The sequence below is a fragment of the Bacillus sp. XB1 genome (assembly GCF_053557995.1).
Genome location: NZ_JBNRIL010000001.1, coordinates 2,693,693 through 2,710,862 on the forward strand (window position 1 = coordinate 2,693,693; position 17,170 = coordinate 2,710,862).

Genomic DNA, 17,170 nt, shown 5'->3' on the forward strand with positions numbered 1-17,170 from the left:
AGCCGGCAGTCTGGTTTCCCCACAACCATGACATACCAAGCTATCCACCAATTCTTTTATTTATAACACGCTATGATTTAACTACCTTTTTACTAATTTCATTTACAAATTGGTTAAATAAACGTTGCTGCAAGACATCCCTTTCCGACATCATTTCTGGATGCCATTGAACGGCTGCTACATAACGATGAGCTTTCGATTCAATAGCCTCTATTACACCGTCAAAGGACCATGCGCTCGCCTCGAAATCTTTTCCTAATGTTTTCACTGCTTGATGGTGAAAAGAATTAACCATTAAAGATTTTTGGCCAATAGCCTCATAAATTTTTCCCTCTTCCAGAAGATCTACAGAATGAGAGCCTTGCCATTTACGGAACTGTTCTCGAACATGGAAATATTCTGGCCCCATCTCGTGCTCTAAGTCTTGATAAAGAGTTCCACCAGCTGCAACATTTAACACTTGTAATCCTCGGCAAATTCCTAAAATAGGAATATCTTTTTCTAAAGCCTGCTTTGCCAGATTTAATTCAAAATTATCTCGTTCTTCCTCTACAGTACCTATATATGCTTTTGGAATATCACCGTAATAAACAGGATTGATGTCCGCGCCACCCGCCAATAACAATCCATCTAATTGATTAAGTGTGGACTCAATTTGATCAACTTCCTCAATTGGAAGTAGAACAACCGTTGCACCTGCTCGTTGAATTGAACGAATGTAGTCATAAGAAAAGATAGCCATATCTTGACCTGGTAGCCCTCGTAAGCCCTCCTTCCCTATTTCACTATGATCAATATAATACCCAGTAACACCAATTAGTGGTTTCATTTTCTCTCACCTCATAATTTAAATGGTTTCGTTGTCTTTCTCTGCTGAAATTGTATACTCTTAACCTCCCTTTTCTAGCAAGTGGTAAAGAATTAAATATGTAAATTACGACTCTACTCATTTCCCTATTTCTTTACACACCATTGATATAAGCAAATATCGTGCCAACATTAAAATTTAAACAATTATTTACACATATTTAAATATTTTGTCACTTTATCGGTGTTTACTATGTTGAAATGTATTATAATTGGTTATTAATTGGTTACATAATAACCATTTAATAACCAACTTTAGACCAATTCCATTCAACTAAAGAGGTGCTCTATGAACAAATTTGAAACCAACCACATTGTATTGATCACCGTTTTAAAAGAAACACGAAAAGCCCTACATCAACAACTAACGGAGATGGTAGGTGATCTCATAGATATCGAAAGTTTTTCTGTAGAAGAAAGTATTCCAAAAGTATTTCATTCTACATTAATTGTATTACCGAATACATTTACGATAGAAACGGTGAAAGACTTTATTGGGGAAAACTGCGAAGTAATAATAGCAAAACGAACATTAAATTATGAAAACGTAGACCAGCTTTTATTTTTACCAGAAGGAACACAAGCCCTATATGTGAATGATAATCATAAAACAGTATACGAATCAATTGAAACGATGCGTCAATTGGGGCTGAACCATATTGAATATGTCCCATACTATCCTGGAAAAACGAATATACAAATGATCAAGCTCGCAATCACACCTGGCGAACTTGAAATTATCCCTGACTTTGTAGAAAAAGTAATTAATATTGGTCATAGATTAATAGATATTACGACAATCATGTCCATTCTAGATCGATTTCATTTAATGGAGGAATCAGGTAACCACGTTTCTGAAAGATACTATCGAAAAATAGTAGATTTAACAAAGAATTTAGCTAAAGCTCATCGACAACTTCATCAAGTTATTGATGGTGTTGGTGATGGCATACTAGCTATTGATTATGAAGGAAGAATTGTTGTCTTTAATGAATTTCTGGAAAGCATGCTGAAAATAAAAAGTAAAAACGCTATTGGTCATCCAATTGATGCCATTATTGATAATATTGATTTAGTAAACTTCATCCTTTCAAATAAGCAGCAAGAAAGCGGAATATTTGTTGTAAACGGCTTGGATGTAATAGTGGAACGCCTACATATAAATGATCAATCAATTATTGTTACTTTTAGAAATGCCCTTAAGACCATCGGATTTGAACGGAAATTGAGAAAAGAATTTGTCAAAAAAGGATATGTAGCAAAATACAATTTCCATAATATCGTTGGCATTAGCTCTACGATCCAAGACACGAAACAAATTGCCAAAAGGTTAGCTAAGACCGATTTAACTGTATTAATTGAAGGTGAAAGTGGTACCGGAAAAGAGTTATTTGCAAGCGCTATCCATAATGCGTCCCAGCGAAATAGCGGCCCTTTTCTTGCTGTTAACTTTAGTGCTTTATCGGATGATTTAGTCGAGAGTGAATTATTTGGTTATGAAGACGGAGCGTTTACCGGGGCAAAAAAGGGCGGGAAAATGGGATTATTTGAACAAGCAAATGGTGGCACCATTTTTTTAGATGAGATTGGAGATATTAGCCTGAAACTTCAAGCACGACTCCTTCGAGTATTGCAGGAAAAAGAGATTATGCGCGTTGGCGGAAGCCAAATTATCCCGATAGACGTTCGAATTATTGCAGCAACCAATAAAGATTTACTGAAAATGATTCAAGAAAATATGTTTAGAGAAGATTTATACCATAGGCTTAAAGTACTCTTTATTCACCTTCCCGAATTAAGGGCGCGCCGAAATGACATTGAATTATTAGCTAAACATTTTGTTGCACTATCGGACCCTAAAGTCAAAATTGAACAAGAACTAATTGAAGAACTTCAAGGATATCCATGGTACGGAAATGTACGAGAACTTAAAAATACGATAGATTATATGCTTGCTGTCCGTACCGGAAACCAAATAACAAAAAATGATTTGCCTAATCAACATTACTTTCAAAAGCCTCCACATAAGAAAACAGATAGTGATCAGGCAGAAAATATTACACCCTTTTCTTCAAGTTCAAACGCTCTTGATCAAGAATCCCTTTTCATCCTTACCCTCATCATGAATTATGAAGAAAAAGGAAAAGCAATCGGAAGAAGAATTATTTCTGAAAAGAGCCAAGAAGTCGAAATGAAATTAACTGAGGCACAGGTAAGACACCGATTGAACTTCCTGAAAATGAAAGGGTATGTGGAAATAAAAAGAGGTAGAGCAGGGATTCATCTAACAAGAAAAGGGTTGGAGATTCTACGTAATCTTTAGTCAAAGTTCGGATTTTCAGATACATATAGGCTGTTTTATAAACAGCCTTTTTTTGATGGAATAAAACGTCGATAAATTTAAGTTACAAATATTCAGAATTAATATTAAAATGAAGAATGGGGATAGGGGTATGGGATTTAAAAATTTATACATAACGAGGGAATAGAAATGAAACTACAATTAAAAGCGGATTTAGGGCTACTACTAGTTACATTCTTCTGGGGTGCATCGATCTTACTTACAAAGGTTGGACTCGAAGGCATCGAAGAATACAACTTAATCGCATTACGATTTATTATTGCCTTTCTTTTATCAGGTTTAATATTTTACAAACATTTATTCAAAGTCGATTTTAAAACTGTAAAATACGCATTTATACTCGCTTCTGTCTTATTTATCGTTTACATTTTCGCAACTTTCGGTACAAAGTACACGAGTGTTTCTAATGCTGGTTTCTTACTATGTCTCACAGTCATCTTCATTCCGATCTTATCAGCTATATTTTTAAAACACATTCCAGAAAAGAAAGTGATAGTAGGAATCATTTTAACGATAATAGGAATCGGCTTATTAACATTAACGAGCGAATTCAAGATCGGTAATGGCGATATATTTTGCATACTGTCTGCCTTATTTTATGCCATTCACGTCATCATCACTGGCAGCGTAACGAAACATGTGAATTCAATCGCACTTGGCGTCATACAACTCGGCTTCGTCGGCCTATTTAGTCTTATTTTTTCATTCATTATTGAAACACCCAAACTGCCTAGCACAACCAACTCATGGCTCATCATCCTAGCCTTAAGCATATTTTGCACCGCAGTCGCTTTCATCGTGCAAGTAATCGCCCAGCAATACACGACGCCTACACATACCGGACTTATTTTCTCATTAGAACCTGTCTTTTCCGCAGGCTTCGCTTTCGTTTTCACAGGTGAAACACTTACCGGAAAAGGATACTTAGGGGCTACGCTTATATTAGTAAGTGTGTTGATTGCTGAGGTGGATTTTAAAGGATTGTTGCGGGTTAATTATAAGAAGAATATGGAATAGTTATTTCGCCAAATTACATAAACATACCCCGAAAATATTCGTTTGTATTATTTTCACCCTCTTACCTTAATTTTTTTAGATGCTATCTTCAAACAAGGTAGCATCTAAAAAATGTTAAAAGGAATCTCTCCTTAGTATCTTCTTATACTCGATGTAGTTTGCATACTTGACCTTTTCTACGTTCTTTAATTACTTACTGAATATAGTCATACAGATTTTTCGCTAACAATAAACAAGTTACTGTAATGAAAAGAGCACGAACATACCCACTTCCTTTTTTTATAGCAAACTTGGAGCCAACAACTCCTCCAGCAATTTGAGCAATCCCCATTATAAAACCATATGCATAGTTTACTTGCCCTACGTACATAAACATCAACAATGCACCAACATTACTTCCTAAATTAAGAAACTTCGCAGTACCTGCTGCTTTTAAAAAATCATACCCAATAAATAAAAGAGAAAACATTAAAAACGAACCTGTGCCAGGCCCTAGAAATCCATCATAAAAACCAATAGCAAAAATAAAAAAGGTAAAAATAATGACGTGTCGACCAGATAATTTCTTATGAGTAGAAATACTACCCCAATCCTTTTTAAATATCGTATAAATAGCGACTGCACCGAGCATGATCAGCATCAATGGCTTCAGTACTTCTGGGTTCATTAAATGAACGGTCCATGCACCTACTATAGAACCTATGAAAGTGATTGGAAATAATTTTAAAGCCGATTTCAAATCAAGATTACCAGAACGATAAAACACAATATTACTAGTTGCACTCCCCATTGTTGATGCTAATTTATTCGTGGCTACTGCACTTGCTGGATTCAGCCCTGTAAATAATAAAGCTGGTAAGGCAATGAGTCCTCCACCACCTACAACTGAATCAATAAATGCAGCTACAAACCCAAAAACAATCAAAATAATTAATATAGATGGGTCTAAATACAAATCCATACTAGTAGCCTCCCCTTTAGTCACTATTGTAATAGTAACTACCAATTTGCTAAATGTAAAGAGTTATTGTAACGTTGAAATATAAAAGCAAACATCGGAGGACGAAAAAAGTGGACTACATAGTGCAACAGCTTAAAAAAATTGGTTTCAATGAATATGAAGCTAAATCTTATGTATCTCTTGTTAAACAAGGGCCTGTCACAGCCTACCAAGTGAGTAAGGATTCGGGTGTCCCAAGAGCGCGAATTTATGAGATTTTAGGTAACCTTGTAGAAAAAGGAATTGTCATGAAGGAAGAAATAAATGACACCACTCGCTATTCACCTCTACCTGTTGAAATCTTTTTACAGAAGGCGCAAACAGAATGGCAGTCTACTTACGAAGGAATAAGTGATTCATTAAAAAAACTAGAAACTTCCGAGGAAAAAACGGATAATCGAGTGATTACTTTAAAAGACAATCAAACAATCATTAGCTATTGTCAGGCATTAATAAAAAAAGCAGAACGACGTATTGTCATTTCAATGTGGGATGAGATGTATGAAGCGTTAAAAGAAGATCTATCTGAAGTAGCTGATAAAGTTACAATACAAGGTATTACCCTGCATGTTGAAAACCCAATTAAAAATCTAGAAGCCCATCGTATAACACCTTATACAGAAACCTTGTCTACAGAACATTGGTTTATTGTATCGATAGATTCTAAAGAGATGATTTATGGACCATCACTTGAAGAGCGTAATATTGCTTTTTATACAGATGACCCCGTTCATATATACTTATTAGAGGATTATGTATGGCATGATGTTTTAGTAAATCGACTCGTCCGACGTAGCCAAGATGACTTGCAGCAATGGATTACTGCAGAGAGAAGATCTTTCTTTATGGGGAAATGAGGAACATATTCAAGAGCAAACCAAAAGATTTGCGTATTAAACCTAACAACTTCTCCGTACAAAAATAGCCGACTATTATATAATAAATATTCGGCTATTTTTGTATAAATTTATACAGACGCTGCCATTACCCCAGCGATTAATGAGATAAACGCTTCTCCCACTCTTTTACCTTTTCAATTGTTACATCTAATTTTTTAGCTATTTCTTCTACACTCATTCCTTTAAAGAGCATTCCAGCTGCCGAAAGTGCTTTATCAATTTCTTCTTGCTTCTCTTGCTCATATAAACGACCTACTTTTGTCATCCGTAACCACTCCTTTACCTTTTTCGCGTAGTCTTCATCAATAAATTTATCTGTAGCTACAAGAATCCCAGCAATAACTTGAATTTGTTCTTGCTCATTGGAGATACACTTTGCTACTTCTATCGTTTTTTCAATTAAAATTTGTCTTTTCTCTCTACTATGCATAAGTGGTACAAGTATTAATTTCATGGTTTCTTCATCCGTCAAAGATTTTCCTTCTTCCATTTTTCTAATAATCTTTTGAAGAATGGCATCACCATTGTATTCATTTAGTAAAACCGCTTTAGAATTTAAACGTATACTACATACATCTATTTCTTCTATAGGATTCATTACCTCACTTGTATAAATAACTACGATTCGAATATCCGGTAACTCTTTCCTCTTATTATAGTAACGATACATAATTTGATTCGCATAATCCATATACTTCAAATGGTTTTCGAGGAAACGGGTATTACTTTCATACTCTAACATTAAAATTGAACCATCTTCCATTTCAAATAAAGTATCTGAGCGCCTTTGATCTGCACGAACTCTCGAAAATTCATTTAGCAACAATTCTTTTATTCTTGGATAACCTTTTAACCCATATGCTTCAAGCCCTTTATCCCTATAACATTCACTTAAAAACTTCATCAGAATATCTTTATTATGATAAGAAATATCATTCCCTGCCAATAGCTAATCCCCCTTAACTATTAGTTACCATTTTCTTTATTATATAACTTATAAAATTAGCGTTACAACTTTGGTTCACATGCACATGCTATTTTCAAAACACCTTCCTCTCACTACTTCTCCCTCTCCACAAACCGCCCAAACTCCTTCAAAAACCTCAGCTTAAAACTCCCCACAGGCCCATTCCGGTGCTTTGCCACATGAATCTCCGTCATCTCTTTCTGCTTCGTTTCCTTATCGTAATAATCTTCGCGATACATAAGCATAATGACATCCGCATCTTGCTCAATTTGTCCCGTCTCTCTTAAATCAGATAAAAGCGGACGCTTATCTTGCCGCGACTCTACAGAACGAGATAGCTGTGATAACGCTACTACACAAACATTTAACTCACGTGCTAATACCTTAAGCTTACGAGAAATCTCACTAATCTCTTGAAATCGATTGCCCTTATGCTTCGAATCGCCTGTAATAAGCTGCAAATAATCTACAATGACTAAAAGCTTTTTATCACCGTGTTTCCTCTTTAACTTACGAGTTTGCATCCAAATATCTTGTACCGTAACGCCTGCATTGTCGTAAATCTCAAATGGCAACTCACCAATCTCCGCAAACGCCTTACTTACCTTCTCCCAATCTTCCATCGCAAAACGATGCTTCGGATTTTTCAGCCTACCTCCTGACACTTCGCCTACGCAAGAAGCCATCCTTTTTAACAATTGCTTACTACTCATCTCTAACGAAAACAATCCAACCGCCGCTCCAGACTTCGCCGCATGCAGTCCAACATTAAGCGCAAACGCAGTCTTCCCCATAGAAGGACGCGCACCAAGAACGACAAAATCACCTTCCTGCAATCCGCACGTCATTTTATTTAACGATGTATAACCAGTCTCAATACCAGTAATCTCCTTTACATCTTGATGAAGCTCCTCATACAAATCAACTAACGCATCCTTCAAATCAAACTCACATACAGAGTCTTTCTCCTCTAACTCACAAAGTGCCGTAATCGTCTCACCGATAACTTTCTCACTCTTCTCCGCAATAAGACGCTCCCCCATCTTGTGCCCGAGAACACCAGCCTGATACATTTTCCAGGCACCTCGAACAAGCCCCTCATAATAAGAGAAGTTGGCAGTTGTAGGCACACCATCCATTAACCCTATAAAATACTCCATTCCCCCGACCCCCTCTAAAAACTTCGGATCTACCCTAGAAATGAACGTCACAAGATCAATCGGTTGCCCCTCTTCTTCCATTTTTCGCATTAACTGAAATATAGACTTATGCACTGACAGAGAAAAATACTGCTCCGTCAAACGGCACTCCTTAATAAGCTCTCCATCAAGTAATAGAGAACCTAACACCGTCTTTTCCGCCTCCACATTTTGAATACTCATGGACGCCACCCGCGCTCCGCTAAAAAGCGCTGCAACTCCTCCTCAGATGGCGCATTCTTCTCCCACTCCTCACACCTCGCCAAAAACTCCTCCGTCTCCCCCGTACTAACAGACAACTCCTTCTTCCGAAACTTAGCCGTATCCGCCTCAACCTCACACACTTTCGTAAACCCTTTCCCGTGCCATCCTCTCAAAATCCCCTTCACATAAGCAATCGTCCGCTTATTATTCTCAAACGCAATTTGAAGCGCCTTCAGCACAAGATCCTCAGACAAATCATCCATCCACGCACTCAGTTCCTCCACAGTATGAGGAGACAAACTACCAAAATGTTGCTCATAAAAAGAAAACACACGACTTCCCGTTTCTTCCTCTATAACCTCTTCTTCCGCCTCTGTCTCCTCACAAACTGGCTCAACATCATCCACAGCCAAATCACTCGGTATACCGAAATGCGCTAAAAGCATCGGAACATTCAGCTCCTCCTCTACGCACTTCTGAAGAAACATATGTACAAACTCCTTATTCTTCACACCCTTCAGCTCACGAAGCACACACTTCTCCACATTCGTATTCGTCACAGGGTTATAACGAAGCCAATTCAAAACGAATAACTCCCGTGTATCCGCATCATACAGAATCTTCCCATAATCAATGAAGCGCTGCACAAGCTTATCAACAGTCTCCCGATTATAACCCGTCTCCATCTCAGCTAACCGCTTCGGAAAAGGAAAAATCCCGCACTGCGTCGTCTTCGAACAAGTTAATAAATAAACATAAAAATACCGCTCCTCCGGCGTCAAATCCAAAACAAAATCATCCTGCCAAAAATTCACCTGCACATTACGATACACCGCCATCAAAGTTCCTCCCGTCTCCGTTCAAAAGTAAAAGCCCCTTCATAATATATATGGGAGGATGGCCGGGTTTTTGGCGTGTTATTTTTAATTTTTTTTGACTACTACTACGGTGTTTGTTGGTGTTTTTGTTTTTGTTATGTTTTTTCTTAGTGATTTATTACTTGGTAGGGGCTTGTAAGGGGCTTATGAGGGGCTAGTTATCGGTTACTTCGATTAGGAAGACTCTATTTGAAAAGCCGCCTCTTTCTTCTGTTTTCTTTTTACGGATGTTGTTGATTTCTTCTAGTGTCGTGCCTTCGTGTTCAGCTAGGGCGTTTATTAGTTCTAGTAAGTCGGATAGCTCTTCGAGTTTATCGGATTTTGTTTTTGCTTCGATGTATTCTGTTAGTTCTTCTTGTGTTTTCTTGCAGAGTTCTTTTATGTATTCGTCTTCGGGTAGGATTCTTGTAGTTGGTGTTTTTCCGTTAGCTTTTATGATTTGTGGGATTTTGTTTCGGATTAGTTTGTTGTAGGTTGGCATGTGGTTTTCCTCTGTTTGGTTTTTTCTTCTATCAAACAAATCTTCAATAACATCGATATCTTCATCTATTTTATAAATGTCTCCCAACATAACATGTTTAATACCATTTCCTCCGCAACTTATATCATTAGCTCTATGTTTAGATTACATTTTATGCGAGAGATAATGACAATACTACTAAGTTATAAAGCTTATATAAAAGATTTTAATAAAAAACAATACATGCTAAAATACAAATATAAAATAGATATAAATAGAGGGGACACACTATGATTGTAAAAAGTAGAACTAAGAAATATTCTTCAAAGCAATATACATATAGTCACTTAAGGGGAAAATTTAATCTCCCTACTTTTCAAAGAAGATTAGTTTGGAGTACAAAGCAAAAGGAAGAATTTATTGACACTTTAAGTTTGGGTTTTCCTTTTGGATCGATTTTAGTTTATCAATATCCAGAAAAAAAAGAGATTAGCTTAATTGATGGGCTACAACGAATTTCAACAATTCAAGATTATGAAAAATCACCTGAAAAATATATTGATTTAGATGATGAAGCAATACAACTAATTAAACTGTTAGTTACCAATGATTCTGATAAAGAGAACGAAAAGCTAGTAAACTCATTAAAAAAGGAAATTAAAGATATTTTCAAAAATATGTTAAAAGAAGATAATCCAAAACCTTTTTATTTAGAGGATGAAATTAAGACAAGTGAAAATATCTCAAGATATTTCGACTCATCTTTTACAAGGGCTATTGGTGAATTACAGCATAACATTATTGAAAAGAAAACCAATTTTCTAAATGTAGATAACATTGAAATTCCGGCAGTAGAATTTTTAGGTGATGTAAGCGAATTAGCTAAGGTCTTTGAAAATTTAAATAAGGGTGGAAAGAAATTAACAAAATACCAAGTTTTTGCTGCACAATGGTATAACGATACTATTAAATTAAATGATAAAAAAAATAATCAAAAGTTATTAGAAGCAATTATAAATAAATATATTAATCTTAATGAAAATAGGGATATTAAAATTGAAGATTTTTCAGCTGATGAGATGAGAGAACTAAAAACAATTAACTTATCAGAATTATGTTACGGAATCGGAAAATTAATTTTAGATGTATCTCCTGTTTTTTATTCAAGTAAAAAATATGAGCAACTTGAAGATCTTGCTGATGAATTAGGCTATTCAACAATGGGCATTATCTTTGGAGTAGATAATAAAAAATTACATACTCTAAAAATCCAAACTGATTCTGTTTTGAATGCCGATTTACTTGAAGAATTGATAGGTAAAGTATTAATGATTTATAGTAATATTAATTCGCATTTTGAAAAATATTTAAAATTGATGAAAATAAAAATTGCATATGAAAATAAAAAAATAAGTAATTTTAAATTTTTATCTTATTTTGCAGATCTTTGGGCTAATAATTTTATTATTACTAAAGACGGTCAAATAAAAGATAATTCAACTGGTCAAGATAAAACATATTCGAATTCACTTAATAACTTTATTATATATTATTTACAAGATGCGGCTATGAATAGTTGGGGAAATGCAGGCGATTCAAGACTAAATAGTTATTATTTAGATAGGAGTAAAAAATATTCCTCGAGACCATCCAAAGAAAACCTTGAAGAAACATTATTGTTCTGGTGGAAGGAAAGATGTTCAAACCCTAGTCTAATGTTTGATGATATGTCAAAATTGATTCTAACTGTATACTATAATCTTATTCCTAGCAATGGATTATTAGATGGCAGAGATCATGATTTTGAACATATTATTGTAAAATCAAAAGTTAAAGATAAGTATTCCAAGCATAAAATTCCAGCTGGTTCGCTTGGAAATATGATGTTTTTAGATAGCAATGTAAATAGAGCGAAAAAGGATCTTAACTTATATAAATTAATCGCTTCAGGTGAAAATATCAAAGAGGAATTCAATAGTGTAGCCTTATATCCTGAGGAAAGAATCATAAATGATATCGAGGTAGAACTTGATAATGATACAGCTGAATCAGCTTTAAGGTTTATTTCCCAAAGGGGTAATAATATAATTAAAAAATTGGTAGAAAAACTGTATTAGTTATCATAAAAATATACCATATGTATACAGTTGTATTTTTATAGCACCATACAAAAAAGGAAATAGGTTATCTTCAACACGTGTTGAAGATAACCTATTTCCTTTCCCACTATATACCGCAACATTCTCACCTAACAATCACTTCTTGCTCGACACGCCGTCCCTCTTTAAGCATTTCCTTAATTAACTCATACCACAAAGAATAACGCTCATTCTCTAACATCTTCATTAATTTTCCTTCATACCCTTCACTAAATTCCATACCATATTTTACATATTGCCTATAGGTAGATACATCCATCATATAAGGCTCAAGCTCCTTAAAAAACGCACGCTTAATGTACTCAAATATTTGGATTCCTCCATAGTCTAAATCTCCATAGTGATACACTTGAATTGAATGGTTTTTCAAATATATATTCAACTTTTTTAACAATTGCTGTACATTCTTTTTTGGAAACCCACCTGTATAGATAAATAAAATATTATTATTTTTTTTAATTTGTTCATAGTATGTGGTCATGTTCTCAATAAGCATTATACTTTCATCGTGTACATACTGAATTTCTAATTCTTTTATTGTTTCATCCATTAAACCAAGCCCACCAGGAAGGGAACCGAGAGCAATCTTCTCTCCTCTAACACAAATATCAACATTTCCTTTTACATAGACAGGTTGGATATTCTCTAAAATCCCAATACTCTCTAAATATTCTTTATCACTTTCATATTCTATATCTCCATACCTTTTATATATTATTAATAATCGGTTTTGTATCGTAGTTTCAAAAAGTTTTGTATCTCCGAATACTAATTGGCTAAAGGTCCTTTTGGGTATACTATCTTCTAAACCTTCTAATCTAGAAAGTGCTTTTACAAGTAGTTCATAACCTTTAACATCATTTAAATCAACTCTTGCCGTTTTTTTATTTTGAAACGACTGTTGAACTTCTTTATACCATTGTCGAACCCAACTCCATGAATGAATAGCAAGTGGTTCTAACACTTTTAAAATCCGATTCATTTTTTCAAATTTCGGCTCTATACCAGCTTCGCTATAAGCTAGTGGAATAAAATCATACTGTAAATAAACTTTTTCAGCAATCCGATTCTCTTCCCACTTTTCCCACTTCACTTCAATAATTCCTTTACTAAGTAAGTCTTTTAATGCAGTATTAATTTCTAAACGGTTTGTATAATCCATTTCATCATTATATACTTTAGAAAGTTCATGCTTTTGCCGAAATGAAAATTGAGGGCGCTGAGCACTTCTCTCGCCTGTATGAACAGTTTTACTATTTTCAAATTTATTCAATAAGACTGAAAGAATCTTGCTCTTGTAATCCAATTGCCTCGTCCTCCCTTGGATAAGATAACATGTCAGCAAAACATACATGCCCTACTCGGTTAATTATAATGGCTGTATCTGCCTCAGCTGCCATATGAGCCATTTTCTCATCCGGAACAGCTGCAATTAATTGCAAGTCCAACTGTTTTATAAGACGTAAACTAATTTGAATCCGCTCTTCATCCATTTTATTAAAGGCCTCATCAAATACGACTAAACGAATGGTATTTTTATTTCGATAAAGGTGTTGAAATGATGCTAGGATGGCAATATAAAAAGGTGTTTGCGTCTCTCCACCAGATTGCTCACGTAATAAATTAGACATAAATCTTGTTCCATTTTCATTATTAATACTTAAATCAAAATCGAGATAATTACGATAGTCCACAAACTCTTCATTTTCACCATACTCGCCCACCACTAATCTACCAAATAAGTCCTTTAAAATCTCTGCCCTATCTTCATCACCAAAATCAAATAGAGATATCTCCGGCTGTACCCTTTCATCCATAATTACATCATAAAATTTTTTATATTGTTCACTTGGCTTTATTACAAATCGATACGTGTCATTTCGGAATTTAAATCTTCCTAACGCATGGTTCAATTGATTAAATTCTCTACGCGCCGCTTGAATAGCCTCCCGCATCTTGTAAATAAAATGAGACTGAAATTCCTCTTCAGCTTGTTGCAACGTTTCCTTGATCTCTTGTTCAAACTTTGGGATGTCGAGATTTGCAATTTTTCGGAGTGCCTCTTCGTACTGCTTATTATCTTTAGCCTGTATAATTCCTTGGAAAGTTCGCGCTTCATTATAAGACTTACGTTCACTTTCTAGAAAACTCCATTTTTCTTCGTATTTATTTTGATTTTCTTTTTTATTATTTTCGTATTTATTTCTTATAGCACCATAAGCTTTATTTGTGAAAATAGCTTGCTCGTACCTTTGCTCGGCCTCTTGTAATAATTCAACTTCATATTCAAATTTCCATTTTTCCAAATTCTCTAAACGCTCCGTTACGTCCTTTTCTTTTTTCCACAACTCACCTTTCACACCTTGAAGTTCTTTCTTCACTTTCCCAATTTGTTCAAACAATCTACCTTCTTCTCTATTAAATTGATTATATTTCCCCTTCCACTCTTCTAACTTTTGGTGTAACCTTTCTAATGGTGACAAATCAAGAGTATTCAGTTCGCTATGCCATTTATCTATATCTCTATTAAATCCCAAAATCCTATCATTCAATGAAAAATTTAACATATAGTTTTTATAATGGGATTGCTTACCTTCTAAAATTTCAATCCATTTCTTAAATTCTTTAATATAGTACCCTACCATTTGCAGTTCTTTTTGAATTCCCTTTAAGTTTTCTTCTTTAATTTCTAATTGCCTTTGAATAGCATGTGCACCTATATATGGAGTTTCATATACTCTTTTAGGAATTTGACGTGCTACAAGACGTTGATAACTCATACACGTCGCAGTAACAGCTGTTTTATGCTTTCGTAATTCTTGTTCATTGTCCGCCTTTATTACCCTGCCTAATAAATGATGGATTCGAGCCTGTACTATTTGGTTACCACCTACTATCTCTTCAGCTAAAGAACCCTTCTCAACCTTCCCTAAATATGTTTGTTCCTTTTCAGTATCAACAAGTCCAACACCTTCAAGACCAAGATTCCACTTTTCCCTTTCATAGATAGATAGTGCAGTCGCAAACATATGTGGTTCTACCAAAATATCAAATCTTTGAGTATTCAAATACCCTTCTAGGGCATTTCGCCATTTATCATTTTTTATTTCTAACTCTTCACAAAGAACCCATACTTTCGATTGATCCTCTAAATGTTTTTCTAGTAATCCCCTCAACTTTTCAACAGACATAGGATAAGAGCGTTTCTTTCTTTTTAAATTCTCTATATCAGAAAGTAATTTTTGCTCTTCTGTTTTCAATTCAACAGATCTGTGTTCTAATTCTGCTGTACTCTTATAAAAACGCCCACTAATTCGTTTTAAATTCTCTCCAAGTTTATTTAATGTTTGCTCTTCCCTATTCCCTCCAGTACCATCATTACGTGACAAGAATGCTAGACAATCTCTTCCTATTTCCAATGCATGCTTCTCGTCCTTGCTTAAAGTGAAATATTCATTACCTTGATAATTAAAAAGACTAGAAACATCCTTTTCTTCTCTTTCTAAACTATGAACATATACATTTTTGGCACGCTCTAAATCATCACATTCTTTTTTCGCTTGATCTATTTGTTCTTGTAATTGTTTTTGTCTTTTTTGTTCCGCACTATCCTTAATTTTAATTTCATACTCAATCTCTTTTTTTCTAGCATAATCTTTTTGTTCTGCTGTCTTTTCTTGATCTAATTCATATTTTCTCAATTCCTTTTCCCTCTGTTCAATACTTTTTTGACATATGCTCTTTTCTTCTTCTACTAATAAATAATCTAGCCCTCGAAGAACATACTCTTGTATGGAAATATCCGCTTCTAACTTTACACATTCCATATAAATATTATCTATTCGTTCCAGCTCTTCTTTTCTTTCTTTTAATTCTTTTAATTCTCTTTGCAATTCTTCATGTGTTTTAAAAATGCTCCTCATAACATCGATTTTAAGTTCTTTTTCATCCAGTATATTTTTATATACAAAATCCCTCATGTTATCGATTGGTTTAAATGATAATGCTTTCGCAAAGGTTTTAATAAACCTTTCATGTAGTCCGCCAAAGCGGTGTAATAAAGCTTTTTGGTATTGAATTGAACTTTTTTCAATTATAGCCTTTGGAAATTGCGCTCTTAATTTTTTGGAAAAATCGGCTTGTGTTTCTACGTAACGTTTCGCATTTTTTGTATTAAAAAACGAAATCATATTAATTTCAGATTTAGGTATAATAAAATACTCTTTTATTTTCTCATCGTTTTTAAATACATCAATTGAAATACCAATTACAAAACTTTCTCCTACCTTCTCATCATAAAACTCCGCAACAATATACGTTGTAAAATACCCTTCTCGTACAAAAGGCTTTTCTTCTGTCCCTATTTTCCCCCGCAAATAATTAATTAAAGAACGCTTAGCTTCTTCATATGCTGCTGAATTAAATTTAATCTTCCGCTCATCCGAAATAAAGAGAACTTGTAAAGCATCAATGATAGTGGACTTCCCTGCTCCTGTATGACCAGATATAACCGTTTGTTTTCCAAATATAATTGTTTCATCATTGTAATAATGCCAATTAATTAATCGTAGCTTCTTCATCCATTTCAATTTGATCCCCACCTTCACTATAAGATTTTATTTTTTCATACAATACATTTAAATCCCCTTGTTGCAGCACATGAATGCATGAATGGAAAAGCTGAAAACGACAATCATCCAACTCTATATCATTATCAATTGGTCTCAAAAGTTGATTTTGCTTCCCCATCTGCACAAGTTCACGTAACTTCGTTTTTGATACAAATGTTAATCGAAACGTCTCATATTTCCCCTTGATTTCTTGAAGGGTGGTAAATGGATATTGACTAATAGATAGCGAACTGCGTTTTTCCTCATAGATAAGTCTTAATACTAACAACCAAATCGTTTCGTCTTTCTTCAATTTCAACCGATGCTCGTAATGTGGCGAAGCAATAACAATACACCCATGCTTTTCATCCACAATAAAATCCCAACCAATTACCTGTAAATATCGCTTAATAATCTCTTTATTTCGTACTGCCAATTGATACTTCTCACGTTCAAATTCTTTCAATAAAAAATTATGAGAAAACAAATAATTAATAACAACTTCCATCTCTTCTCTTTCTCTATCCAATATATTTTGCATAAATTCC

13 protein-coding genes are annotated in these 17,170 nt (G+C 34.6%); 4 read left to right on the top strand and 9 right to left on the bottom strand.

The window, feature by feature from the left end; all coding sequences use genetic code 11:
• Positions 1-70 precede the first annotated feature (70 nt).
• Positions 71-829, bottom strand: coding sequence for a gamma-glutamyl-gamma-aminobutyrate hydrolase family protein (locus tag ACK1U5_RS13855; RefSeq protein WP_000803236.1), 759 nt, complete (start codon positions 827-829; stop codon positions 71-73).
• Positions 830-1,156: 327 nt separating this feature from the next.
• Here ACK1U5_RS13855 and ACK1U5_RS13860 point away from each other — a divergent pair, with 327 nt between their 5' ends.
• Both ACK1U5_RS13860 and ACK1U5_RS13865 read left to right on the top strand, forming a co-directional pair.
• Entirely contained in the window at positions 1,157-3,190 is a 2,034-nt protein-coding gene (locus ACK1U5_RS13860) for a sigma 54-interacting transcriptional regulator (RefSeq protein WP_113710771.1), read from the top strand.
• Between the two features lie 168 nt (positions 3,191-3,358).
• Entirely contained in the window at positions 3,359-4,246 is an 888-nt protein-coding gene (locus tag ACK1U5_RS13865; protein ID WP_070757271.1) for a DMT family transporter, read from the top strand.
• 193 nt (positions 4,247-4,439) lie between these two features.
• Here ACK1U5_RS13865 and ACK1U5_RS13870 read toward each other — a convergent pair whose 3' ends face one another.
• On the bottom strand, positions 4,440-5,207 hold the full coding sequence (locus tag ACK1U5_RS13870) for a TSUP family transporter (protein WP_003312708.1): 768 nt from the start codon (positions 5,205-5,207) through the stop codon (positions 4,440-4,442).
• A 110-nt stretch (positions 5,208-5,317) separates the two neighbouring features.
• Here ACK1U5_RS13870 and ACK1U5_RS13875 point away from each other — a divergent pair, with 110 nt between their 5' ends.
• A complete protein-coding gene (locus tag ACK1U5_RS13875) occupies positions 5,318-6,103 on the top strand; it encodes a TrmB family transcriptional regulator (protein WP_000384620.1) in 786 nt (261 codons plus the stop codon).
• Positions 6,104-6,242: 139 nt separating this feature from the next.
• On the opposite strand, the gene ACK1U5_RS13880 is transcribed toward ACK1U5_RS13875, so the two are convergent.
• From ACK1U5_RS13880 to ACK1U5_RS13895, 4 genes are all read right to left on the bottom strand, one after another.
• Positions 6,243-7,091 carry a transcriptional regulator gene (locus ACK1U5_RS13880; protein WP_000908111.1) on the bottom strand — a complete coding sequence of 283 codons (849 nt, stop codon included), beginning with the start codon at positions 7,089-7,091 and terminating at the stop codon, positions 6,243-6,245.
• Positions 7,092-7,204: 113 nt separating this feature from the next.
• The gene (gene dnaB, locus ACK1U5_RS13885) at positions 7,205-8,494 is read right to left on the bottom strand and encodes a replicative DNA helicase (RefSeq protein WP_050964577.1); all 1,290 of its coding nucleotides are present in this window, start codon (positions 8,492-8,494) and stop codon (positions 7,205-7,207) included.
• The gene (locus ACK1U5_RS13890) at positions 8,491-9,354 is read right to left on the bottom strand and encodes a DnaD domain-containing protein (protein ID WP_050964576.1); all 864 of its coding nucleotides are present in this window, start codon (positions 9,352-9,354) and stop codon (positions 8,491-8,493) included. Before ACK1U5_RS13890 ends, dnaB begins: the two co-directional genes overlap by 4 nt.
• Before the next feature lie 193 nt (positions 9,355-9,547).
• Entirely contained in the window at positions 9,548-9,874 is a 327-nt protein-coding gene (locus ACK1U5_RS13895) for a nucleoside triphosphate pyrophosphohydrolase (protein WP_050309151.1), read from the bottom strand.
• Between the two features lie 269 nt (positions 9,875-10,143).
• Here ACK1U5_RS13895 and ACK1U5_RS13900 point away from each other — a divergent pair, with 269 nt between their 5' ends.
• The gene (locus ACK1U5_RS13900; RefSeq protein ID WP_098876830.1) at positions 10,144-11,970 is read left to right on the top strand and encodes a GmrSD restriction endonuclease domain-containing protein; all 1,827 of its coding nucleotides are present in this window, start codon (positions 10,144-10,146) and stop codon (positions 11,968-11,970) included.
• 127 nt (positions 11,971-12,097) lie between these two features.
• Here the strand turns inward: ACK1U5_RS13900 and jetD are convergent, their stop codons facing one another.
• From jetD to jetB, 3 genes are read right to left on the bottom strand one after another with little or no spacing between them, the layout of a single operon-like run.
• Complete coding sequence (gene jetD, locus ACK1U5_RS13905; RefSeq protein WP_113710772.1) at positions 12,098-13,318, bottom strand: type I Wadjet antiplasmid transformation system protein JetD; 1,221 nt, start codon at positions 13,316-13,318, stop codon at positions 12,098-12,100.
• Positions 13,278-16,592 (bottom strand): type I Wadjet antiplasmid transformation system protein JetC, encoded by a 3,315-nt coding sequence (gene jetC / locus ACK1U5_RS13910; RefSeq protein WP_223277263.1) that lies wholly within the window; start codon positions 16,590-16,592, stop codon positions 13,278-13,280. The genes jetD and jetC overlap by 41 nt, the downstream gene beginning before the upstream one ends.
• Positions 16,570-17,163, bottom strand: a complete 594-nt coding sequence (jetB, locus tag ACK1U5_RS13915; RefSeq protein ID WP_113710774.1) for a type I Wadjet antiplasmid transformation system protein JetB — start codon at positions 17,161-17,163, stop codon at positions 16,570-16,572. The genes jetC and jetB overlap by 23 nt, the downstream gene beginning before the upstream one ends.
• Positions 17,164-17,170 lie beyond the last annotated feature (7 nt).

Bases quoted from the DNA above. Each gene is read 5' to 3' on its own strand.
- ACK1U5_RS13855 (WP_000803236.1), bottom strand. From the start codon at position 829: ATGAAACCACTAATTGGTGTTACTGGGTATTATATTGATCATAGTGAA.
- ACK1U5_RS13860 (WP_113710771.1), top strand. From the start codon at position 1,157: ATGAACAAATTTGAAACCAACCACATTGTATTGATCACCGTTTTAAAA.
- ACK1U5_RS13865 (WP_070757271.1), top strand. From the start codon at position 3,359: ATGAAACTACAATTAAAAGCGGATTTAGGGCTACTACTAGTTACATTC.
- ACK1U5_RS13870 (WP_003312708.1), bottom strand. From the start codon at position 5,207: ATGGATTTGTATTTAGACCCATCTATATTAATTATTTTGATTGTTTTT.
- dnaB (WP_050964577.1), bottom strand. From the start codon at position 8,494: ATGAGTATTCAAAATGTGGAGGCGGAAAAGACGGTGTTAGGTTCTCTA.
- ACK1U5_RS13890 (WP_050964576.1), bottom strand. From the start codon at position 9,354: ATGGCGGTGTATCGTAATGTGCAGGTGAATTTTTGGCAGGATGATTTT.
- ACK1U5_RS13895 (WP_050309151.1), bottom strand. From the start codon at position 9,874: ATGCCAACCTACAACAAACTAATCCGAAACAAAATCCCACAAATCATA.
- ACK1U5_RS13900 (WP_098876830.1), top strand. From the start codon at position 10,144: ATGATTGTAAAAAGTAGAACTAAGAAATATTCTTCAAAGCAATATACA.
- jetC (WP_223277263.1), bottom strand. From the start codon at position 16,592: ATGAAGAAGCTACGATTAATTAATTGGCATTATTACAATGATGAAACA.
- jetB (WP_113710774.1), bottom strand. From the start codon at position 17,163: ATGCAAAATATATTGGATAGAGAAAGAGAAGAGATGGAAGTTGTTATT.